Source organism: Methylobacterium platani (assembly GCF_001653715.1).
Taxonomy (GTDB): domain Bacteria; phylum Pseudomonadota; class Alphaproteobacteria; order Rhizobiales; family Beijerinckiaceae; genus Methylobacterium; species Methylobacterium platani.
The window spans coordinates 1-22,402 of sequence record NZ_LWHQ01000058.1; the positions used below are offsets into that span (position 1 = coordinate 1).

Consider the following 22,402-nt stretch of genomic DNA (forward strand, 5'->3'; position numbering starts at 1 on the left):
CAGCTCGCAAAAAGGGCAAGGATTCCATGCGCCTTGCCCTCAAAACCGCAGGCTGGGACGACGACTACCTCGTCAGGCTCGTTGCCCCATGACACTTCACCCGATTGCCCTGCGGGTTTTTGCGAGCCGGCTCCATGACGGCCGGGTTTCGACGGCCGGGTTTCCCGGCCGGATCGCGGTTTTGCCGCCGGATCCTGTTGCGGAGCCGGGGCGGGCTCTGCTAGAGAGCCCTCGTCCCCGGGTTGTCCGCCCGACGCCGGGGAGACGGTGCAGCCGGCCCTTCCAGGCCCGGCACGCCCGATCGTCGGCCCAAGGCCGACCCGGATGGCCTCGTGGCGGAGTGGTTACGCAGAGGACTGCAAATCCTTGCACCCCGGTTCGATTCCGGGCGAGGCCTCCAATTCTTCCCGTCTTCTTCCAGGTTCGACCGGGCCGGGCGACAGGTTCGCCCTCGGTTTCCGTCGCCGAGCGCCCCGGGTCGATCCGCTCCCCGGCGCGATGCGGGGCGGATCCCCCGATCCTTGCCTTTTCGCCGACGATCCACCACAACCGCGTCGCCCGACGGCTTGACCGTCGCTCAAGCTCCCCAGAGACGTTCATGCTCGACTACGCGCAAGCGCGCCGCCTCATGGTCGATTGCCAGCTCCGCACGTTCGACGTGACCGACATCGCGCTCCTCGACGCATTCGACGCCGTCCCGCGCGAGCGGTTCCTGCCGGCGGACCGCGCGGCCTTCGCCTATATCGACCAGCCCCAGGCGGTCGGGACCGAGGACGGCGAGACCCGCTTCATGCCGGCCCCGATGGTGCTGGCGCGCCTGATCCAGGCCCTGTCGCTCAAGCCCGGGAACCGCGTCCTCGATGTCGGGGCCGGCCTCGGCTACGGCGCCGCGATCCTGCACCGCCTCGGCGTCGAGGTCGTCGCCCTCGAATCGCTCCCCGGCCTCGCCGCGGCGGCGCGCGAGCGCCTCGGAGACGGCGCGACGGTCGAGTCCGGTCCGCTCGACAAGGGCGCCGCCGGACGCGGCCCCTACGACGCGATCCTGATCGAGGGCCAGGTCGAGCAGCGGCCGCAGGGCCTGCTCGACCAGCTCGCCGACGGCGGCCGGCTCGCCTGCGTCCAGGGCCAGGGCCGCCCGGCCAAGGCGACCCTGTGGGTCCGCTCGGGCGACGCCTTCGGCTCGCGCCCGCTCTTCGACGCCGTCCTGCCGCCCCTGCGCGCCTTCGCGGTCGAGGCCGGCTTCGCGTTCTGACGCCGCCTTCGGGCGCGGATCCCCGCGCCCGAAGGCCCCCGGCCGGGCGGCACCTCCGGAAGAGGTAGGCCCTCCGCCCAGGGCCCTCCGCCGAAGTGAGGCGCCGGCCGCCGCCCTCCGTCCGCACCGCCGGGCGGAATTTCCTTGGCCGCCCGTCCGGCCGCGCCCATCACGGCGGCGCGGCGCCGGCCCGGAGCGCGGGGCCGCCCCCATCGCCACGATCCGCGACCCCGTCGGGAAGCCCGTCCGCCATCAAGGACTTGCCCGGCCCGGGCGCCGCGCCGGGCCCCGGCGCCGCGATCGCGAATCAGCCGGCCCGCACCGCCGCCCGACGCCGGGATTTCCCCAGAGGCACGTGTCGCTTTTTTGCGGCACCGGCGGCCAAACACGGTCGTCCACAGCGCGGGGCCGGTGCCCCGGGAACCGCCCTCGGTTAATGTCACGCTCGAGGTGGGCACAGCGATATGACGAACCGGTTCCGCGGCCCGCGGCCAGGGCCGGCCGATTGTGAGCTAGCCGCACAGGGTAGACAGGCGTGACTGACACAGGAACTCGGGCGTTCCGCGGGCTTCGGCTGGGCGGGTTCGCCGCCGTGGCCCTCGCCATGGCGGGCCAGGGCGCGGCTGCGGAAACCCTGGAGAGCGCGCTTGCGCGAGCCTATGCGGGCAACCCGACGCTGAACGCACAGCGCGCCGGCCAGCGCGCCACCGACGAGAACGTGCCGCGGGCGCTGGCGGGCTACCGCCCGACGGTCACCGGTTCGGCGAGCGCGGGCGTGTCCTACGTCTCGGGCAAGCTCAGCGTCCTGGCGGCGGGCACGGGCGGCGGCGGCGGGCAGGAGACGCTCTACCCGCGCTCCGTCGGCATCGGCGTGCAGCAGACCCTGTTCAACGGCTTCCGGACCGACAACCAGACCCGCCAGGCCGAGTCGCAGGTGCTGGGCGGCCGCGAGACCCTGCGCAACACCGAGATGCTGACGCTGTTCTCGGCGGCGCAGGCCTACATGAACGTGCTGGCGGACACCGCCACGCTGGAGCTCAACCGCAACAACGTCGAGGTGCTCGAGGAGCAGCTGCGCCAGACCCGCGACCGCTTCAACGTCGGCGAGGTCACCCGCACCGACGTCGCCCAGGCCGAGGCGCGGCTGGCCGGCGCCCGGGCCCAGGTCAGCCTCGCCGAGGCCAACCTGCGCACCAGCATCGCGACCTTCCGGCAGGTGATCGGCATCGAGCCGCGCCAGCTCGCCCCCGGCCGGCCGATCGACCGCTACGTGCCGGGCACCCTGACGGCGGCGGTGGATATCGGGCTGGCCGAGCACCCGGCGATCCTCTCGGCCCTCCACGCCGTCGACGCGGCCGAGGCGCAGGTGAAGATCGCCGAATCGTCGCTCTACCCGACGGCGACGATCTCGGGGAACGCGGCCCAGACCCTCGACCAGCAGATCGCCGGCACCCGCTACTTCGCGGGCTCGATCGTCGGCCAGCTCACCGTCCCGCTCTACCAGGGCGGCGCCGAATACGCCCAGATCCGCCAGGCCAAGGAGCAGGTCGGCCAGGCCCGCCTCCAGGCCGAGCTCACCCGCGACCAGGTCCGCGCCGGCATCGTCACCGCCTGGGGCGCCCTCGAGGCGGCCAAGGCCCGCGTCATCGCCTCGCAGGCCCAGGTCCAGGCCAACGAGGTGGCGCTGAACGGCGTGCGCGAGGAGGCCCGGGTCGGCCAGCGCACGACCCTCGACGTGCTGAACGCCCAGCAGGAGCTCCTGACCGCCCGCGTCAACCTGATCGCCGCCCAGCGCGACCGGGTGGTGGGCTCCTACCAGGTGGTGCAGACCGTCGGCCGCCTCACCACCCGCTTCATCTCGGTCCCGGTGGCGCAGTACAGCGCCAAGCAGCACTACGACCAGATCAAGGACCTCTGGTACGGCGTGCGCACGCCCGACGGCCGCTGACGGCGGCGGGAGGTCCGCCTCCCTGTGAGTTCGGGGCCCGCCTCGCTTGTGCGGGGCCGGCCCCGTGGAATACTGCGTAATTCGACCCCCCGATCCTCTGCACTCGAGCGTTGAGCCGGATGAGCGCCGCGAGCCCCAAGACGCAGGACAAGACGCAGGAACCCTCGATGGAGGAGATCCTCGCCTCCATCCGCCGCATCATCGCCGACGACCAGAAGCCGGCCGAGCCGCCCGCCGCCGGCTCGCGGCCGGTGGCCGTGCCGGATCCCGAGCCGGACGAGGACGACGTGCTCGACCTCGCCGAGATCGCCCCGCCGCCGCCGAAGCCCGAGCCCAAGCCCGAGCCCAAGCCGGCCACGAATCCGGTCGCCAAGGCGCCGCCCGCGCCCGAGCCGAGCTTCGACGACGCATTCGACCCGATGTCGGAGATCGCCTTCCGGGACGAGCCGATGGATTTCGACGCCATCGAGATCGAGCCGGAGCCCGCCCCGGCGCCGCCGCCCGAGCCCCCGAAGGCCGCGGCCCCGCCGCCTGCCGCGCCGCCGGAGCCGCCCCGCCCGGCGATGGAGGACCGGCTCCTGTCGCAGGCGACCGACGCCACCGTCGGCCACGCCTTCGACCTCCTCGCCAGCACGGTGCTGACCCGCAACGCGCGCACCATCGAGGACCTGGTGCAGGACATGCTGCGCCCGATGCTGAAATCCTGGCTCGACGACAACCTGCCGGTCCTGGTCGAGCGCCTGGTCCGGGCCGAGATCGAGCGCGTCGCGCGCGGACGCTAGATCCGGGCGCGCTCCGGTTGACGGAACGGTGCGGGTCCGCTTGAAAGCGGGCTCGGGAGCCGGTCGCTCGCGCGGCCGGCCTTTTTTTCGTTTTGACGTTCCGGCGTCCCCGGGGAGCCTCGTCCGCCGGCGGGACGCGCCCCGGGGCGCGCCGTGCGAGTGGCTGTGTCAGCGATGATGGACAAGACCTTCGATCCCGCCGCCGTCGAGGCGCGCATCGCCGCCGAATGGGAGGAGGCGCAGGCCTTCCGGGCCGGGCGCCCGGACCGTGCCGGCGCCGAGCCCTACAGCATCATGATCCCGCCGCCGAACGTGACGGGCTCGCTGCATATGGGCCACGCCCTCAACAACACGCTCCAGGACGTGCTCGCCCGCTTCGAGCGCCTGCGCGGCAAGGACGTGCTGTGGCAGCCCGGCACGGACCATGCCGGCATCGCCACCCAGATGGTGGTGGAGCGCCGCCTCGCCGAGCAGCAGCAGCCCGACCGGCGCTCGCTCGGCCGGGCGGAATTCGTCCGCCGGGTCTGGGAGTGGAAGGCGGAATCCGGCGGCACCATCGTCAACCAGCTGAAGCGCCTGGGCGCCTCCTGCGACTGGTCGCGCGAGCGCTTCACCATGGACGAGGGCCTGTCGAAGGCCGTCCTGAAGGTGTTCGTCGACCTCCATGCGCAAGGCCTGATCTACCGCGACAAGCGCCTGGTGAACTGGGACCCGAAGTTCCAGACCGCGATCTCCGACCTCGAGGTGCAGCAGGTCGAGGTGAAGGGCCATCTCTGGCACTTCGCCTACCCGGTGGTCGACGAGGCCGGGAACGAGACCGGTGAGACCATCACGGTCGCCACCACCCGGCCCGAGACGATGCTGGGCGACACCGCGGTCGCGGTCCACCCGGAGGACGAGCGCTACCGGGCGCTGGTCGGCAAAAGCCTGCGCCTGCCGCTGGTCGGCCGGCTGATCCCCGTCGTCGCCGACGAGTACTCGGATCCCGAGAAGGGCACCGGCGCGGTCAAGATCACCCCGGCGCACGACTTCAACGACTTCGAGGTCGGCCGCCGGCACGGGCTGTCTCAGATCAATGTCCTGGATGAGGAAGCCCGCATAAGCCTCGAGGGCAACGCGGACTTCCTGGAAGGCTCGGCCCCCGAGCCCGAGGCCCTGGCGCTGCACGGCCTCGACCGCTTCAAGGCCCGCGAGCGGGTCGTCGCGCTCATGGAGGAGCGCGGCCGGCTCGTGACCATCGAGCCCAACACCCATGCGGTGCCGCACGGCGACCGTTCGGGCGTGGTGATCGAGCCCTACCTCACCGACCAGTGGTACGTGAACGTCAAGCCGCTGGCCGAGCGGGCCCTGCAGGCGGTGCGCGACGGCCGCACCCGCTTCGTGCCCGAGACCTACGAGAAGACCTACTTCCAGTGGCTCGAGAACATCGAGCCGTGGTGCATCTCGCGCCAGCTGTGGTGGGGCCACCAGATCCCGGCCTGGTACGATCCGGAGGGGAACTGCTTCGTCGCGAGCAGCGAGGAGGAGGCCCTGGCGCAGGCCGCCGCGAAGCACGGCCGGCCGGTGGCCTTGCGCCGCGACGAGGACGTGCTCGACACCTGGTTCTCGTCCGGCCTGTGGCCGTTCTCGACGCTGGGCTGGCCCGACGCCACGCCGGAGCTGGCGCGCTACTACCCGACCAGCGCGCTGGTGACGGGCTTCGACATCATTTTCTTCTGGGTTGCCAGGATGATGATGCTCGGCCTTCACGCGCTGGACGAGGTGCCGTTCCGCACGATCTACATCCACGCCCTCGTCCGCGACGAGAAGGGCGCCAAGATGTCGAAGTCGAAGGGCAACGTGGTCGACCCCCTCGACCTCGTCGACCGCTACGGCGCCGATGCCCTGCGCTTCACCCTCGCGGCCATGGCGGCGCAGGGACGCGACATCAAGCTCTCGGTGCAACGCGTCGAGGGTTATCGGAACTTCGCCACCAAGCTCTGGAACGCCGCGCGCTTCGCCGAGATGAACGGCTGCCGGCTCGATCCCGCCTTCGTGCCGGCCGGCGCGACCCAGACCCTGAACGCCTGGGCGCTCGGCGAGGCCGCGCGCGCCGTCGCCGAGGTGACGGCCGCGATCGAGGCCTACCGCTTCAACGACGCCGCCAACGCCGCCTACCGCTTCGTCTGGAACGTGTTCTGCGACTGGTACCTGGAACTGGCCAAGCCCGTGCTCCAGGGCGAGGACGGGCCGGCGAAGGAGGAGACGCGCCGGACGATCGCCTACATGATCGACCAGATCTGCGTGCTGCTGCACCCGTTCATGCCGTTCCTCACCGAGGAGCTGTGGGCGACGAAGGCGCGCGAGGCGGGGATCGAGCGCGGGCTGCTCGCGCTCGCCGCCTGGCCTGATCTCGGCGCGCTGGCGCGGCCCGAGGCCGAGGCCGAGATCGGCTGGGTCGTCGACCTCGTGTCGGAGATCCGCTCGGCCCGCTCGGAGACGAGCGTGCCGGCCGGCGCCCAGATCCCCCTGGTGCTGGTGGCCCCGAGCGAGGCGGTGCGCGAGCGCGTCGGCCGCTGGGGCGACACGGTGCGGCGCCTCGGCCGCATCGCCTCGATCGCGATCGCGGAGGCGAGCCCGCGCAACGCCGTGCAGCTGATCGTGCGCGGCGAGGTCGCGGCCCTGCCGCTCGAGGGCGTGGTCGATCTCGGCGCCGAGGTGGCGCGGCTGACGAAAGAGGACGCCAAGCTCGGCGGCGAGGTCGCCAAGATCGACGCCAAGCTCGGCAATGCCGACTTCCTCGCCCGTGCCCCGGAGGAGGTGGTCGAGGAGCAGCGCGAGCGCCGCGAGGCGGCGATCGCCCGCCGCGAGAAGGTGCGCGAGGCGCTGACCCGGCTCCAGGGCTGAACCCTCGACGGGACCGGTCCGGGCCTCTCGCCCGGACCGGTCCCGTCGGAATGACGACGCTTGCGGGGAAAGGGCGCCGGCATGCGTCCGGTCTCGGGACGATCGGCCATCGACGCGCGACAGGAGGCGATGCGCGGCAGGAGGCGATGCGCCGAGCGCCGGCCCGGAGACAGCCCAGGCATGAGCCCGAGTTCCACACCGTCCCGCCCGACGACGGCCCGCGACGACACCGCGACCGACGTGCCGTCCGTCCGCTTCAACGATGCCGCCGGGGCGACGCGCCGGGAGGCGCGGCCAGGTATCGTCGTCGCGGACGACGACGCCGGGAGCGCGACGGCGACGGACATCCGCGAGGCTGCGCATGGGTGGCTGGCGGCCGACCAGGACCTGCATTGGCGCGCCATGGCGGCCTGATCGTGGCCCGCGCCCTGAGCCTCGCCCGGCGCGCCGCAACGCTCCTCGCACTCCTCCTCGCCGCCGTCCTCCTGGCGGCCTGGCTCACCGCCCGGCCGGGCGATCCGGCCCTCTACCCGCCGGCCCCCGGCGAGGCGGCGGTGACGGTGCGGCTCGTCGCCGATGCCTGGCATTCCGGCCTGCTCCTGCCCCGCGACGCGCTCGCGCAGGCGGCGGCCGAGGCCGGGGACGGAGCCTTGCTGGAGGTGACCGGGCGCTTTCGCGCCTATCCGGCCCTCGAGATCGGCTGGGGCGATGCCGGCTTCTACCGCGCCGTGCCGACGATCGAGGCCCTCGACTGGCGGCTGGCGCTCCGGGCCCTGTTCACCCCCGGCGGGCGTCCGGCGGTCCTGCACGTGGTCGGGGTCGCGCCGGAGCCCGGAACCGCCTTTGCGGGCTCCGAGATCGTGAGCCTGCGGCTGTCGCGGGCGGGCTTTCGCCGGCTCGCCGCCGCGCTCGGCCGCACCTTCGCGGCGCATGACGGCCATCCGGTGGTGCTGGGGCCCGGCCTCTACGGGCCGAGCCTGTTCTACGCGGCCGAGGGGCGCTTCAGCCTGCTCGCCGTCTGCAACCACTGGAGCGCCGGGCTGCTCCACGCCGCCGGGCTTCCGGTGACGCCGCTCCTCGACACCCTGCCGCGGGGGCTCGTCCTCGATCTGGCGTGGCGGGCCGGCGCGTCCGGGCCTCACCCGCCCTGACGATCGGCCGGCGGCGCGGGCCGCGCGGCGGGGCGCCGCCGGAAGGCGCGCCCCAGGCGCTCGCGCCAGGGCGTCCGGCCGCTGCGGGCGAGGTCGCGGCCGCAGGCCCGGGCGGCGGTGCGGTCGAACTGGAACGCGATCTCGGTCCCCTCGGCGAGCCGCAGGGCGAGGGCGGGCACGCCGCGGGCGACCTCGCCGGCGGTCCAGCCGAGGACCGGGAAGAAGCAGTTCTCCACCCGCGTGCCCGCCGGCACGTCCTGGGCCGCATCCGCCGCCACCGAGGCGGTGGCGAGCAGCGCCAGGCCGAGCTCGGCGGCCTCGGCGGGCGCGAGCCGGACCGCGTAGTCCCGCGACCCGAACGCCACCACCAGTTCGACCTCGTCCGGACCGGCGGTCACGACCGAGAAGCGCGGGGCGGGGCCAAGTGCCGCTCCGGGAGACGGTGCCGCTCCGGCAGACGGTGCCGCCCCGGGAGCGGGCGCAGCCTCGGCAGGACGCGAGATCTCGGGAGACGCAGCCTCGGGACGGTCCGACGCCTCGGCGGGTGCGGCTTCGGGAGACGCGGTCTCGGAAGAGGTCATGCGGGGCCGGTCGCTCGCGTGCCGTGGCGGGATCGTCCCGCCAACCGTAGCGTCCGGACTTTCGTCGGGGCAAGCGCTGACGCTGTGCGTCAGCGCACGGCGTCGCCGGCGGTGCCGGCGGGCGTGTTGGCGGCCTGCCGGGCCTTCCTGCCACCCTCCCGACCCTCCGCCCTGATCCCGACCCGCTGGTCCTGGCGCAGGAGCTGGAGGTGATCGGTGGCGATCCGGTCGCCGGCCGCAAGGCCCTTCAGGATCGCCGTGCGATCGCCGAATTCCTCGCCGGTGGTGACCGGCGCCATCGACACCGTGCCCCGATCGTCGACGCGCCAGACGATGCGCTGGTCGAGCTGGGCCGAGAGCGCGACCGTCGGCACCAGCAGGCGCTCCTGCGTACCGACCTGCACCTGCGTGCGCACGAACTCGCCCGGCAGGTAGCGCTCGTCGGCGTTGGGCAGCCAGGCCCGGACAAGGCGGCGGGCGGTGCGGGGGTCGAAGCGGTTGTCGAGCTTGTACAGGGTCGCCCTGCGCTCCGGCCTGCCCTGGGCGTCGAGGGTCCGGATGAAGGCGCGATCCTCCTTGAGGGCGGCGCGCACCGCCTCCGAATCCTCGGTCGAGAGCGCCACCTGCACCTCGATCGGGTCGACCTGGACCACGCTGACGAGCTGGGTCGCGTTCGCGTTGACGTGGTCGCCGACATTGACGTCCGAGAGGCTGGAGCGCCCGTCGAAGGGGGCGCGGATCACCGCGAAGTCGAGGTTGAGCTTTTCACGCGCGATCGCGGCCTCGGCCTCCTGCACCCGGCTGCGGGCGACCTGGCGGTTGCTCTCGAGCTGCTGGTAGCGCTGCTCGGAGGCGTAGCCCTTGTCGGCGAGGGTCTGGGTGCGGTCGACCTCGGCATCCGCGAAGGAGAGCTGCGCCGCGGCCTGGGCGCGCTGGGCCTCGGCGGTGCGCAAGGCCACCTCGAAGGGGCGCGGGTCGATGCGGAACAGCACCTGGCCCTGCTTGACGTGGCCGCCCGGCTCGAACGGCCGCTCCACCACCACGCCGGTGACCCGGGGCTGGAGCGCGGCGTCCTTCGGCGAGATCACCGTGCCGGTATAGGAGAAGGCGACCGGCACGGTCTCGGTCGCGGCCCGCGCCACCGCGACGTCGAATTCCGGCGCCGCGGGCTCCTTTTCCGGTGCCGCCCGTGGCGCCAGGAACGCCGCCACCGGACCGGGCAGGACACCGGAGAGGCCGGCGGGCAGCGGATGGCCGAGCTCCCACCACAGGCCGGCCCCGGCCGCGACGGCGGTCAGGCCGATGAGGCCGTAGCGAAATCCTGCGCGCACGATGGTGGATCCCCTGTCGACGGGCAGGCCCGCCCGGAGGAATGCCCGCCCGGGAGGACGATAACGAAGAACGATGCGGCACGGTTGCCGGACGGTGTCCGCAAGGTAACCGTGAGGGGAACTCCGTCGAGCGCGATCGCGTTGCACGTGAGATCCTCACCATACCGTCGCAGGCCCCGGGGCCCGACCCCGAGCCGGGCTCGCGGGCGGCCCCGGCGGCGGCCCGGCGGCTCACCGGGACGCCGGATGTTCGCCACCTTCGTCGACCGGCCCGTCCTGGCGGGCGTGATCTCGGTGCTGATCACCCTGATCGGGGCGGTGGCGGGCCTGTCCCTGCCGATCGCCCAGTTCCCCGAGATCGCGCCGCCGATCATCAACATCCAGGCGACCTATCCGGGCGCCACGGCGCAGCAGGCCTACGAGGCGATCGCGATCCCGCTCGAGCAGGAGATCAACGGCGCGCAGGACCTGATCTACATCAGCTCGACCAGCAACGCCGACGGCAGCGTCAACCTGGACGCGACGTTCGAGGTCGGCTCCGACCTGAACGCGGCGGCGGCCGACGTGCTGACCCGGGCCCAGCGCGCCGAATCGCGCCTGCCGCAGGCGGTGCGCGACCAGGGCCTCGAGATCGTGAAGTCGTCGCGCCAGCGCCTCGGCAACGTCGTGCTCTACAGCGACGACAACCGCTACGACGAGCTGTTCCTGTCGAACTGGGCCGAGACCCAGGTGATCAAGCCCCTGCGCCGGGTCACCGGCATGGGCCGCATCGTCAACTTCTCGAACCAGCGCTACGCGATGCGGGTCTGGCTCGATCCGGCCCGGATGGAATCGCTCGGCATCGGTCCGAGCCAGATCGTCCAGGCGGTCGAGCAGCAGAACGCCCAGATCACCGTCGGCTCGCTCGGCAAGGAGCCGGTGCGCGACGCCCCCGCTTTCGAGCTGCAGATCGTCACCAAGGGCCGGCTGACCGAGCCCCGGGAATTCGCCGACATCGTGATCCGGGCCAATCCCGACGGCTCGGTGGTGCGCATCCGCGACGTCGGCCGGGTCGAGCTCGGCTCCGAGCAGTACGGCAGCCGCTCGACCTACGACAACAAGCCCGCGGCCTCGCTCGGCCTGTTCCAGAACCCGGAGGCCAACGCCGTCGAGGTGATGAAGGGCGTGCGCGCCACGATGGCGGATCTGGGCAGGCGCTTTCCGCCGGGGTTGCAATACCGGATCGCCCTCGACCGCACCGAGTTCGTCACCGCCTCGATCCACGAGGTCATCAAGACCCTGATCGAGGCGATCGTGCTGGTCGTCGTCATCACCTACCTGTTCCTCCAGAGCTGGCGCGCGACCCTGATCCCGGCGATCGCGGTGCCCGTCGCCCTCATCGGCACCTTCGGGCCGATGGCCGTGCTCGGCTTCTCGTTCAACACCCTGAGCCTGCTTGGCCTCGTCCTGGCGGTCGGCCTCGTCGTCGACGACGCGATCATCGTGGTCGAGAACACCGAGCGGCTGATGGAGGAGGGCAAGCCTCCGCGCGAGGCCGCCGGCGAGGCGGTGACCGAGGTGGCGGGGCCGGTCATCGCCACCACCCTGGTCCTCGCCGCCCTGTTCGTGCCGGTCGCCTTCATCCCGGGGCTCACGGGGCAGCTCTACAACCAGTTCGCCCTCACCATCGCGATCTCGGTGCTGATCTCGGCGGTGGTCTCGCTCACGCTCACGCCGGCGCTCTGCGCCCTGCTGCTGAAGCCTCACGACGAGGCGGCGCATCGGAGCCGATGGCGGGCGCCGTTGCGCGGGTTCAACGCCGTCCTCGACCGGGCGACGGGGTTCGCGGTCGGCTCGGCGGGACGCCTGTCGCGCCACCTGATCGCGACGGGGGTCGTGTTCCTGGGTCTAGCCGGGCTGACCGCCTGGATGGTGGCGAGCCGCCCGAGCGCCTTCGTGCCGCAGGAGGACCAGGGCTACTTCTTCGCCGACATCGCGATGCCGAAGGGCGCCTCCGTCGGCCGCACCGCCGCGATGGTGGAGGAGGTGGGGCGCGCGGTCCTCGACCAGCCCTCGGCCGCCGGCACGATCGGGGTCGCCGGGCGCGGCATCCTGGCCGACGTCACGGCGCCGTTCTACGGCTTCCAGATCCCGACCCTGAAGCCCTGGGACCAGCGCGAGGAGACGGTCACCGAGGTGATCGGGCGGCTCCGAAAGCAGTTCAGGAACCACCCGGACGGGGTCTTGCGCATCGTCGACCCGTCGCCGCTGCCGGGTCTCGGCTCCCGCGGCGGCCTGACGCTGGAACTGCAGGACCGCAGCGGCGCGGGCGGCCTCACGCTCGCCAAGACCGCCGAGGGCTTCATCGCGCAGCTGAAGAAATTGCCGGAGATCGGCGGCGCCACCGCCACCACGAGCTACGGCGTGCCGCAGCTGCGCCTCGACATCGACCGCGCCAAGGCCGAGCAGCTCGGCGTCAGCCTGCAATCGCTGTTCGATGCGCTCGGCACCTATGTCGGCTCGTCCTTCGTCAACCTGTTCAACAAGTTCGGCTTCGTCTACCAGGTCTACGTCCAGAGCGAGTCGCAAGGCAGGCGGACGTTCCAGGACCTGGCGCGCCTCACGGTGCCGAACAACCGCGGCGAGCCGGTGCAGATCGGCGCGCTCGTCACGCCGCACTTCGTCAGCGGGCCGACGGCGGTCCTGTCCTACAACACCTACCCGGCGATCGAGATCGCGCTCGACACCGCCGAGACGGCGAGCTCGGGCGCGGCGATCGCGGCGGTCGAGCGCCTCGCCGACACCGCGCTGCCGACCGACTACGCGGTCGAATGGACCGAGGTCGCCTACCAGGAGAAGATCGCCGGCGGCTGGGCGCCGCTGATCTTCGGGCTCGGCGTGGTGATGATCGTCCTCTTGCTCGCCGGCCAGTACGAGAGCCTGCGCCTGCCCTTCGTGGTGATCCTGGTGACGCCGCTCGCGCTGTTCGGCGCCGTCGGGGCGCTCGCCCTGCGTGATCTCCCCCTCGACATCTTCGGGCAGATCGGGCTGCTGCTCCTCGTCGGGCTGGCGGCCAAGAACGCGATCCTGCTCGTCTCCTTCGCCCGCGACCTGACGGCGAAGGGCGAGGACGCGGTCGCGGCGGCGAAGGGCGCGGTGCGCCTCAGGATGCGGCCGATCCTGATGACCTCCTTCGCCTTCATCCTCGGCTCGGTGCCGCTCGCCATCGCGAGCGGAGCGAGCGCCAATGCCCGGATCTCGATGGGCACGGTGGTGATCGGAGGCCTTCTCGTCGCGACCCTGCTCACCCTGTTCGTCACCCCGGTCTTCTACGTCGCGGCCGAGCGGCTGGGGACGACGCGGGGGCGCACAGGGACGGACGAGGAGACGGACCGGCCCGCCGGGACGCCGCAGCCGGCGGAATAGGGCACGCGAACCCTGTGGACGGCGGTGGACGGGACTCGCGCCGGAACCACCGTTACGCTTTCATTTACGCAAGGCCGGCAGGGTCGTCCCCGAGTGCAGCGTAACCCTGTGCGGCCCCGGAGCCCGCCACCCAGCCCGTCCGGGCGGGCGACGGCCGGGGCGGCACGGGATCCGAGGGGTCGATGGCGGGATCTTCGAAGAGCGGTTCTCCGCGGCCGGCGACGGAGCGGGGGGCCCTCCGGCCGATGCCGGTCGTGCGGTGGGCCGCGGTGGCGGGAATCGCGCTGGCGGCGGCCAATTGCGCCGGGCCGACGCCCAAGACCCTCGCGGCGAGGAGCGGCGGGCGCGAGATCGACCCGAAATACGGCGTCGCCGCGAGCCCGCGCCTCTACGGCGAGAACGACAAGATCCCGAAGGGCGGCGGCCGGCAGATGACCGGCAAGCCCTACGTGGTGGCGGGGCGCACCTACGTGCCGCGCCAGGATGCCCGCGGCTACGTCCGCGAGGGCCTGGCCTCCTGGTACGGCACCGCCTTCCACGGCCGCCAGACCGCCAACGGCGAGATCTTCGACCGCTTCTCGGTCGCCGCCGCCCACCCGACCCTGCCGCTGCCGAGCTACGCCCGGGTCACCAACCTGCAGAACGGCCACTCGATGGTGGTGCGGGTCAACGACCGCGGGCCCTACCACGCCGACCGGCTGATGGACGTGTCGCAGGCGGTGGCCGAGGCGCTCGACTTCCGCCGCCGCGGCACCACCAAGGTCCGGGTCGAGTATGTCGGCAAGGCCTCGGTCGGCGGCAGCGACGACCGCAAGCTGATGGCCACCCTGCGCACCGACGGCACGCCGGCCGGCTCGCCGATGGGCGCCAACATCATGGTGGCGGATGCGGGCGACGACGCGAAGCCGTTCGCGTTCCGCCGGCCCGAGCCGGAGGCCGTGCGCCCGATCGTCGAGACGCCGCGGGTCGCCGCCCCGGTGCAGGTCGCCCCGGTGCGGGTCGCCGAGGCCGAGCCGGCGATCCGCCGCCCGGCGCCCGTGCGCGTCGCCGCCCCGGTCCATCCGGCCGTCCGGGTCGCCGAGGCGCCGGCGCGCCTGCCGGCTCCGGCCCCCGTCCGCACGGCCGCCATCGACGGCCTGAACCCGGGCCTCGCCGCGTCCCGCACGGCCAAGCCGGCCGTCGCCGCGGCCCGCAAGCCCGCCGCGCCGGGCCAGGCCCTGGCCTTCGCCCCCCATCCGGCGACCGACCGCGCCTCGCTCGCCCAGGCGATGCACGCCGCCGCGATGCCGGCCAAGGCCGCACGCACGACCGTCGTGGCGAAGGGCGGCCCGCTGCCGGTCGCGCCGCCGCTGCGCCTCGCCGGCGCCCAGAAGGGCGACAGGCAGGATGCCAAGGAGACCGGCCACAAGCCCGGCACGCCGCCGCGCTCGAAGGTGGCGGGGATGTATTGAGGGCGGGCGCAGCCTTCGGGCAGGCGAGGGCGGCGGTCTCCGGCATCCTACCCGCGCCCTCATCCCGAGGTGCCCAGCGATCGAGGCCCGCCCTCGAAACGGTTCCCCCTCCCGCACTGCGGCACAGGCGCGGTTGCGCGGGCCGGAGCGGAACGGCACAGTGCGGCAGGTCTCCCGGTCGGCAGGTTTTGCGATCTGCCCGGGCTTCGAGCGGTACGGGCAAGGTGGCAGGGTTATGCGTGTGACAGCGACCACCGGGACGGGCAGGGCGCTCGCGCGCCACGCCGCGGCCTTCGCCCTGGCGGCGATCCTCGGAGCCGCCGTCGCGGGCTCCGCCGCGCGGGCCCAGACCTCCCAGGCGCCGGCCTTCCAGACCCTGGCGCCGCACGCGATCCTGATCGACGCCGATACCGGCGCGGTGCTGTTCGAGAAAGGCGCCGACGAGCCGTTCTCGCCGGCCAGCATGGCCAAGCTGATGACCGTCGAGGTGCTGTTCGACGAGATGCGCAAGGGCAAGCTCGGCCCCGACACCGAATTCACCATCAGCGAGAATGCCTGGCGGCGCGGCGGCGCGGGCGGCGGCGGCTCGTCGATGTTCGCCCAGCTCAACAGCAAGGTGAAGCTGCCCGACCTCCTGCGCGGCATCGTGGTCCAGTCCGGCAACGACGCGGCGATCGCCGCCGCCGAGGGCGTCGCCGGCACCGAGGACAACTTCGCCCAGATCATGAACCGGCACGCGCGTGAGATCGGGCTCGACCGCTCGACCTTCCGCAACGCCACCGGCTACTCGGCCCCCGACCAGAAGGTGACGGCCCGCGACCTGTCGAAGCTCGCCATCCACCTGATCGAGACCTATCCCGAGCAGTACAAGCTGTTCGCCGAGCGCGAGTTCACCTGGAACAAGATCCGCCAGCAGAACCGCAACCCGCTCCTCGCCCTCGATATCGGCGCCGACGGGCTGAAGACCGGCTACCTCGAGGAATCCGGCTACGGCCTGACCGGCTCGGCGGTGCAGAACGGGCAGCGCCTGGTCCTGGTGGTGAGCGGCCTCAAGACCGCCCGCGACCGGGCCGCGGAATCGCGCAAGCTCCTCGAATGGGGCTTCCGCGCCTTCGAGGCGCGCCAGATCTTCAACGCCGGCGAGACCGTGGCCGAGGCCGAGACCTACGGGGCCGAGAAGGGCCGGGTGCCGCTCGTCACGAAGAAGCCGGTGCGGCTGATGCTGCCGCGGGGCAACGGCGACCGGCTGGTGGCGCGGGCGACCTACCAGGGCCCCCTGACCGCTCCGGTCGAGGCGGGGCGCGAGGTCGGCCGGCTCAAGGTCACCCGCGGCGAGCAGGTGGTGCTCGACATGCCGCTCTACACCGCCGAATCGGTGCCGGCCGGCACCATGACCCAGCGCGCCCTCGATGCGGCGCTCGAGGTCGGCACCGGCTGGTTCCGCCAGGCCCTCAGCCGGATCACCAGCAAGTCGTGACCGGCGATCCCACGGGGGCCGGTCGTCCCGGCTGCTTCATCACCTTCGAGGGCGGCGAGGGCGCCGGCAAGTCGACCCAGATCGCCCGCCTGGCCGCCTCCCTGCGCGCCGGTGCGGACGGCAGGGCGGGGGCCCGCGAGGTGGTGACCACCCGCGAGCCCGGCGGCTCGCCCCGGGCCGAGCGGATCCGCAGCGCGGTGCTGTCGGGCGTCGCCAAGCCCTACGGCCCCTTCGCCGAGGCGCTGCTGTTCGCTGCCGCCCGCCTCGACCATCTCGCGACCCTGATCCGCCCGAGCCTCGCCCGGGGCGCCGTCGTGCTGTGCGACCGCTTCGGCGACTCGACCCGGGCCTACCAGGGCGCCGCCGGCGGGGTCGAGCCCGGAACGCTGTCGGCCCTCGAGCGGGTGGTGGTCGGCCCGACCCGGCCGGACCTGACCCTGATCCTCGACCTGCCCCCCGAGATCGGCCTCGCCCGGGCCCGCCAGCGCGACCGCGCCGCCGCCCGCGGGCCCGACCGGTTCGAGGCCGAGGCCCTGGGCTTCCACCAGCGCCTGCGGGCGGCCTTCCTGGCCATCGCCGCGGCGGAGCCGGCGCGCTGCGCCGTCATCGACGCCCAGGGCAGCCCCGACACGGTCGCGGCGGCGATCCGCGAGGCGGTCGCCGCGCGGCTGCCGCACCTCGTCCGCGGAGCCGCCGATGCCGCCTGAGACGAGGGACGACGAGCTCGAGATCGGCGAGATCCCGGGGGTCCCGCGCCCGCGCGAGCGCCAGGACCTGCTGGGCCAGGAGGCGGCCGAGCGCGCCTTTCGCGAGGCGATCGGCGCCGGGCGGCTGCACCATGCCTGGCTCATCGGCGGGCCGAAGGGCATCGGCAAGGCGACGCTCGCCTTCCGGGTCGCCCGCCACCTGCTCGCCCGCGGCGACGGGCAGGGCGTGCCCGACACCCTGGCGCTGCCGCCCGGCCACACGGTCGCCCGGCAGGTCGCGGGGCTGGCGCATCCCAACCTCGTGCTGCTGCGGCGCCAGAAGGCGCCGGGCGCCAAGACGATCCCGACCCAGATCGGCGTCGACGCGGCGCGGCGCGCGCTCCACCTGTTCTCGGCGACCTCGGCCGATGCGGGCTACCGGATCTGCATCGTCGACTGCGCCGACGAGCTGAACCTCGCCAGCGCCAACGCGCTCCTGAAGGTGATCGAGGAGCCGCCGCCGCGCTCGCTGTTCCTGATCGTCAGCCACGCCCCCGGGCGCCTGCTGCCGACGATCCGCTCGCGCTGCCGCCGCCTCTCCCTGAAGCCGCTCACCGTCGGGACGGTGGCGCAGGTGCTGCGCGGCTTGAGCGGCCCGCAGGCCGGGCACCCGCCGGCGCTGGTCGAGCGGGCGGCGGGCCTGAGCGAGGGCTCGGTCGCCCGCGCCCTCGAGCTCCTCGACCCCGACACCCTCGCGGTCGTCGACGAGGTCGAGGCGCTGATGGCGCAGGGCGAGCGGCCCGACTGGCGCCGCGCCCTGAAGCTCGCCGAGCGGCTCGCCGGCCGCGACGCCGACGCGCTCTACGCCGCCGCCCTCGACACGGTGCAGCGGCGGCTCGCCGCCGCGATCGAGGAGCGCCAGGGCGAGCCGCCGGCCCGCCTCGCGGCTTTGGCCGACGCCGCCGAGCGCGCCGCCCGGGCCGCCCGGGAGGCGCAGGTCTACAACCTCGACCGGCGCCCGGTGGTGCTGTCGCTGTTCGGCGCCTGAGGGATGCGCCTCTTCCCGCTCTCCGACCTGCATCTCGAGCGCCGGCCGCTCGCCGCCGTGCCGCCGCCGACGCAGCCCTTCGACGTGATGGTCTGCGCCGGCGACGTCTGGGAGGGCGAGCCGGAGCGGGGCCTCGCCGCCCTGCTGCGGCTCGCCGGCGAGCGCCCGGTGGTGCTGGTGCCGGGCAACCACGAGCGCTACGCGCCCGACGGCGATCCCCGCACCGCCCCCGAGCTGCTGGCGGCGCTCCGCGCCGGGGTCGAGGGGATCAACCGCGCGGCCGGCCGCGAGCGGGTGGCGCTGCTCGAAGGCGGCGGGACCTGGATCGTCGACGGCGTGCGCTTCGTCGGCGCCACCCTGTGGAGCGACTGGCACCTCGCCGGACGCTGGCTCGCACCGGACGCCCCCGGGCGCCCCGCGGACCCGGTCGCCTACGCCGCCGCCCGGATGACCGACCCGGCGACCGGCTCGCGCGAGTACCGGGCGATCCGGCTCGGCGACGGCGCGCCCTGGACGCCGCAGGCCGCGATGGCCGCCCACGCCGCCGACCGGGCGGCCCTGGCGGCGGCGCTCGCCCGGCCGCATCCGGGCCCGACCGTGGCGGTCACCCACCACCCGCCGATCGCGGAGGCCGCCGACCGCTACCGCGATGCCCCCGGCGTGCCCTGGTGGGTGCCGGCCTTCTACGCCACCACCCTGCTCGCCGACCTGCCGGCGGCGCACCGGCCGGCCCTGTGGGTCTCGGGCCATTTCCACGCCGCCCACGACCTGCGCCTCGACGGCACCCGCTGCCTCGCCAACCCCGTCGAGGGCCGCACCTTCGATCCGGAGCTGGTGGTGGCGATGACGGCCTGAGCGGACCGGACGAGAGTCCGGGTGGGCCGTTCGCCGCCGCGCCCCATCATCACCCTGCGAGCGGAGGGCAGGGCGATGAACGGCTTCCTGGCGGTGGTGCTGATCTGCGCCCAGACAGTCCCGGTGCAGGATTGCGAGGAGGCGACCGCCACCGACGTGTTCAAGACCCGGGTCGCGAGCGAGATCGGCTGCGCCACCGGCTGGCAGGAGATCATCGCCCGCTCGGAGGTCCGCGAGGGGATCGGGCGGACGGCCTATCTCAAGACGCAGTGCCGGCGGGTGAAGGCGGGCGGGTGAGGCGCATTCCGCCCCGGATCGCCCCGGTCGACCGCGGGATTCAGCCCTTCGTCTCATACCCGGCGGTTGCAGGCGATCGCACAGCGCCACCCCTGCTCTTCTTACTGTTACATCTCTATCCAATACGGCCTAGGATGGACTTGCGCGGCCCGGGAGTGGACTTCCGCCTCGTTAGATAACCGTCAACGGACACGCCATCATCTTGCGGACGAGAGGTTGGCCCGCGCCATGGGGCACGGCCCGGACGTCGCCCGACGGGGATTGCGATGACGGACAGACGGACTGCATGCATCGTCGGCCTCCTGTCCTTCATGCTGGCCGCCGGCACGATCCACCTCACGAGCGACGGCCGCGACATCGCCACCGTGTGGCCGGCCAACGCGGTCGTCCTCGCCGCCCTGCTCGACCGGCGCCCGGGGGCGTGGACGGGCCTGCTCGGCGCCGGCTACCTGGCCGGCGTGGCCGCCAACGCGGTGACGCGCGGGTTCGGAGCGGGGCCGCTCCTCTTCGGCGCGTGCAACCTCCTCGAGCTCTGCGTCGCGGCGAGCCTGCTCCGGCCCGCGCTCGAGGGCGGGGATCGGGGAGCGCCGGGCGCCGGCCTCCTGGCGGCGCCCGCCGTCGTCGGCCGCTTCATCGTGGTCTGCGGCCTCGTCGCCCCGGTGCTCAGCGGGCTCGGGGGCGCGGCGACCGCCCGGCTGCTGTTCGGGCAGGACCTGGCGACCGCCTTCGGCACCTGGGTCCTGAGCGACGGGCTCGGCCTCCTGATCTTCACGCCGTTCTTCCTCGCCGTCCTGCGCGGCGATTACGGGCGGTGCTTCGCGAGCCAGGACTGGCGGCAACGCGCGGAGGCCGCCGGGCTCCAGGTCCTGACAGCGGCGGCGGCCTACGGGGTGTTCTTCGTCGCCGCGCGGCCGCTGCTGTTCGCGCTGTTCGGCCCGGTGATGCTGGTGACGTTCCGGATCGGGCGGCTCGGCACCAAGGCCGCCGTGATGGTCGTCGCGGTCATCGGCACGATCGCGACCCTGCGCGGCCAGGGCCCGATCGCCGCGATCACGCCGGACCCCCACGAGCAGGCCGCCCTGTTCCAGGGCTTCCTCGCGTTCCTCCTGCTCACCTGCCTGCCGGTGGCGGCGGCGCTCGCCGCCCGGGGCGCCCGCTTCGCCGCGCTGTCGCAGAGCGCCGAGGCCCTGCGGGAGCGCGGGGCCGAGCTCGCGCGGATCGCCGCCACCGACGGCCTGACCGGCGTCCTCAACCGGACGGCGTTCCGCGAGACCGCGACGGCGGCGATGCAGGCCTCCCACGCGCCGCCAAGCCTGATCGCGATCGACCTCGACCTGTTCAAGCAGGTCAACGACCGGCACGGCCACCGGGTGGGGGACCGGGCGCTGGTCCACCTGGTGGCGGTCCTGCGCGCCGGCCTGCGCGAGCCCGACGCGATCGGGCGCATCGGCGGCGACGAGTTCCTGGTCCTGCTTCCCGGGACCGATCCGGACCGGGCGGAGAGCGTGGCGGAGCGCCTGCGCGAGGCCCTGCGCCGCGCGCCCCTGGCGCTCGACGACGGCACGCCGCTCCTGCTCTCGATGTCCTGCGGCGTCGCCGGGCACCGGCCGGGGATGGCCTTCGACGACCTCGTCCACGCCGCCGACACGGCGCTCTACGGCGCGAAGCGCGCCCGGCAGGAGTCCCGCCCCCGATACGACTCCCGCACCCGCCGCGCCGGCCTCATCGGTCGTGCTTGATGTAGGCGAAGCGCGGATCGCTCGGCGTGCCCTCGAGCGCGCCGCCCTCCAGCCCCGGCTGCCAGCCGACCACCTCCTCGATCTTGCGCGCCAGGGCGAAGTCCTTCTCGGTCAGGCCCTTGGCCGAGTGGGTGGTGAGCCGCACCTCGACCCAGGCGTAGGAGGCGGTGAGGTCCGGATGGTGCCAGGCCGCCTCGGCGAGGTGCCCGATCGTGTTGATCACCATCAGGGTGCCTTTCCAGCCGTTCGTCCGGTAGGTGCGGCGGATCCAGCCGTCGGCCTCCGTCCAGGCCGGCAGGTCGGCGAGGCGGGCGGCGATCGCGCCGGGGTCGAGAACGGGGTCTTTCGGCATGTCGTCCTCGTCCTGACGAGAGTACAAGTGACCGCGGCGGCGGACCTGCCCAGGGTGCGGCCTCGCAACCCCGCGCGCAAGCGGTGGACGCCGCTGCCTGCGCCACCTACCTCTCCGGGGGAACGGCCGGCGACACGGCCGGGGACAGGAGGAGGGGGCCATGCTCTCACGGCGCGGATTGATGGCGGCGGCCGGGCTGTGGCCGATCGCGCTCCGTGGGGCGCAAGCGCAGCCGGCCTCCCCGCAGACGTCCCTCAAGGTCGGCCTGCTGCCGTTCGGCACCGTCTCGTGGGAGGCGGCGGTGATCAAGGCGGAGGGGATCGACGCGGCCGAGGGGCTGTCGCTCGAGGGCGTGCGCCTCGCCGGGAGCGACGCCGCCCGCATCGCCTTCCAGGGGGGCCAGGTCGACACCATCGTGTCCGACCTGCTCTGGGCCGCGCGCCTGCGGGCCGAGGGGCGGGCGGTGAAGTTCCTGCCCTATTCCTCGACCGAGGGCGCCCTGATGGTGCCGGGCAGCAGTTCCCTGACCACCGTCGCCGGCCTCGCGGGCAAGCGCCTCGGGGTGGCGGGGGGCCCGCTCGACAAGAACTGGCTGCTGCTGCGGGCCCGCGCCCGGGAGAAGGACGGGTTCGACCTCGAGCGCGACGCCCAACCGGTCTTCGGCGCGCCGCCGCTCCTGATGCGCAAGCTCGAATCCGGCGAGCTCGACGCCGCGCTCCTGTACTGGACCTTCTGCGCCCGGCTCGAGGCGCGGGGCTTCCGCCGCCTGATCGGCGCCGACGGCATCGCCGAGGCGTTCGGCGTCACCGGCCCGATCGCGCTCCTCGGCTACGTCTTCGACGAGGCGCTGCTGCAGCGCGCCCCCCGGGCGGTCGCCGGCTTCGCCCGCGCCTCGTCCAGGGCCAAGCAGGCGCTCGCGGCGACCGATGCGGCCTGGGCGCCCGTGCGCCCGCTGATGGCGGCGGAGGACGAGGCGACCTACGCCACCCTCAAGCACGCCTTCCTGGAGGGCATCCCGCGCCGCCCGGCGGCGGCCGAGCGCGCGGATGCCGAGCGCCTCTACGCGGTGCTGGCGCGCCTCGGCGGCGAGCGCCTGGTCGGCGCGGCCGCGACCCTGCCGGCGGGGCTGTACTGGGACGGCGGGCCGAATGGCTGAGCGAA

General features: G+C 73.7%; 18 protein-coding genes and 1 tRNA gene. 16 read left to right on the forward strand and 3 right to left on the reverse strand.

The window, feature by feature from the left end:
* Positions 1–326: 326 nt before the first annotated feature.
* From A5481_RS25780 to A5481_RS33925, 7 genes are all read left to right on the forward strand, one after another.
* A tRNA-Cys gene (locus tag A5481_RS25780) sits at positions 327–400 on the forward strand.
* Between the two features lie 198 nt (positions 401–598).
* The gene (locus A5481_RS25785) at positions 599–1,252 is read left to right on the forward strand and encodes a protein-L-isoaspartate O-methyltransferase family protein (RefSeq protein WP_048435986.1); all 654 of its coding nucleotides are present in this window, start codon (positions 599–601) and stop codon (positions 1,250–1,252) included.
* A 535-nt stretch (positions 1,253–1,787) separates the two neighbouring features.
* The gene (locus tag A5481_RS25790; RefSeq protein ID WP_048435987.1) at positions 1,788–3,200 is read left to right on the forward strand and encodes a TolC family outer membrane protein; all 1,413 of its coding nucleotides are present in this window, start codon (positions 1,788–1,790) and stop codon (positions 3,198–3,200) included.
* A gap of 119 nt (positions 3,201–3,319) precedes the next feature.
* Complete coding sequence (locus tag A5481_RS25795) at positions 3,320–3,982, forward strand: PopZ family protein (RefSeq protein ID WP_245239062.1); 663 nt, start codon at positions 3,320–3,322, stop codon at positions 3,980–3,982.
* A 174-nt stretch (positions 3,983–4,156) separates the two neighbouring features.
* On the forward strand, positions 4,157–6,868 hold the full coding sequence (locus A5481_RS25800) for a valine--tRNA ligase (RefSeq protein ID WP_048435988.1): 2,712 nt from the start codon (positions 4,157–4,159) through the stop codon (positions 6,866–6,868).
* Between the two features lie 180 nt (positions 6,869–7,048).
* The gene (locus A5481_RS35410) at positions 7,049–7,282 is read left to right on the forward strand and encodes a hypothetical protein (RefSeq protein WP_048435989.1); all 234 of its coding nucleotides are present in this window, start codon (positions 7,049–7,051) and stop codon (positions 7,280–7,282) included.
* The gene (locus tag A5481_RS33925; protein WP_245239064.1) at positions 7,261–8,019 is read left to right on the forward strand and encodes a DUF2459 domain-containing protein; all 759 of its coding nucleotides are present in this window, start codon (positions 7,261–7,263) and stop codon (positions 8,017–8,019) included. The genes A5481_RS35410 and A5481_RS33925 overlap by 22 nt, the downstream gene beginning before the upstream one ends.
* On the opposite strand, the gene A5481_RS33930 is transcribed toward A5481_RS33925, so the two are convergent.
* Both A5481_RS33930 and A5481_RS25820 read right to left on the reverse strand, forming a co-directional pair.
* Positions 8,007–8,417, reverse strand: a complete 411-nt coding sequence (locus tag A5481_RS33930) for a hypothetical protein (protein WP_048435990.1) — start codon at positions 8,415–8,417, stop codon at positions 8,007–8,009. The two genes, A5481_RS33925 and A5481_RS33930, sit on opposite strands and share 13 nt — an antisense overlap.
* A 272-nt stretch (positions 8,418–8,689) precedes the next feature.
* Positions 8,690–9,931, reverse strand: coding sequence for an efflux RND transporter periplasmic adaptor subunit (locus tag A5481_RS25820; protein WP_048435991.1), 1,242 nt, complete (start codon positions 9,929–9,931; stop codon positions 8,690–8,692).
* A gap of 246 nt (positions 9,932–10,177) precedes the next feature.
* Between A5481_RS25820 and A5481_RS25825 the strand changes: the two genes are divergently transcribed.
* The 8 genes from A5481_RS25825 (at position 10,178) to A5481_RS25860 (ending at position 20,889) form a co-directional block, all read left to right on the forward strand.
* Positions 10,178–13,336 (forward strand): efflux RND transporter permease subunit, encoded by a 3,159-nt coding sequence (locus A5481_RS25825; protein WP_048435992.1) that lies wholly within the window; start codon positions 10,178–10,180, stop codon positions 13,334–13,336.
* A gap of 182 nt (positions 13,337–13,518) precedes the next feature.
* Positions 13,519–14,787 carry a septal ring lytic transglycosylase RlpA family protein gene (locus A5481_RS25830; protein WP_082173350.1) on the forward strand — a complete coding sequence of 423 codons (1,269 nt, stop codon included), beginning with the start codon at positions 13,519–13,521 and terminating at the stop codon, positions 14,785–14,787.
* Positions 14,788–15,022: 235 nt separating this feature from the next.
* Positions 15,023–16,264 (forward strand): D-alanyl-D-alanine carboxypeptidase family protein, encoded by a 1,242-nt coding sequence (locus A5481_RS25835; RefSeq protein WP_048435994.1) that lies wholly within the window; start codon positions 15,023–15,025, stop codon positions 16,262–16,264.
* Positions 16,261–16,971, forward strand: coding sequence for a dTMP kinase (tmk, locus tag A5481_RS25840; protein WP_048435995.1), 711 nt, complete (start codon positions 16,261–16,263; stop codon positions 16,969–16,971). The genes A5481_RS25835 and tmk overlap by 4 nt, the downstream gene beginning before the upstream one ends.
* Complete coding sequence (locus A5481_RS25845; protein ID WP_048435996.1) at positions 16,961–17,998, forward strand: DNA polymerase III subunit delta'; 1,038 nt, start codon at positions 16,961–16,963, stop codon at positions 17,996–17,998. The genes tmk and A5481_RS25845 overlap by 11 nt, the downstream gene beginning before the upstream one ends.
* 3 nt (positions 17,999–18,001) lie before the next feature.
* Entirely contained in the window at positions 18,002–18,853 is an 852-nt protein-coding gene (locus A5481_RS25850) for a metallophosphoesterase (protein ID WP_048435997.1), read from the forward strand.
* Between the two features lie 75 nt (positions 18,854–18,928).
* Entirely contained in the window at positions 18,929–19,150 is a 222-nt protein-coding gene (locus tag A5481_RS25855) for a hypothetical protein (protein ID WP_048435998.1), read from the forward strand.
* 266 nt (positions 19,151–19,416) lie between these two features.
* Complete coding sequence (locus tag A5481_RS25860; protein WP_053082520.1) at positions 19,417–20,889, forward strand: GGDEF domain-containing protein; 1,473 nt, start codon at positions 19,417–19,419, stop codon at positions 20,887–20,889.
* On the opposite strand, the gene A5481_RS25865 is transcribed toward A5481_RS25860, so the two are convergent.
* A complete protein-coding gene (locus A5481_RS25865) occupies positions 20,873–21,241 on the reverse strand; it encodes a 4a-hydroxytetrahydrobiopterin dehydratase (protein ID WP_048435999.1) in 369 nt (122 codons plus the stop codon). The two genes, A5481_RS25860 and A5481_RS25865, sit on opposite strands and share 17 nt — an antisense overlap.
* Before the next feature lie 160 nt (positions 21,242–21,401).
* Between A5481_RS25865 and A5481_RS25870 the strand changes: the two genes are divergently transcribed.
* Complete coding sequence (locus A5481_RS25870; RefSeq protein WP_048436000.1) at positions 21,402–22,397, forward strand: ABC transporter substrate-binding protein; 996 nt, start codon at positions 21,402–21,404, stop codon at positions 22,395–22,397.
* Positions 22,398–22,402 lie beyond the last annotated feature (5 nt).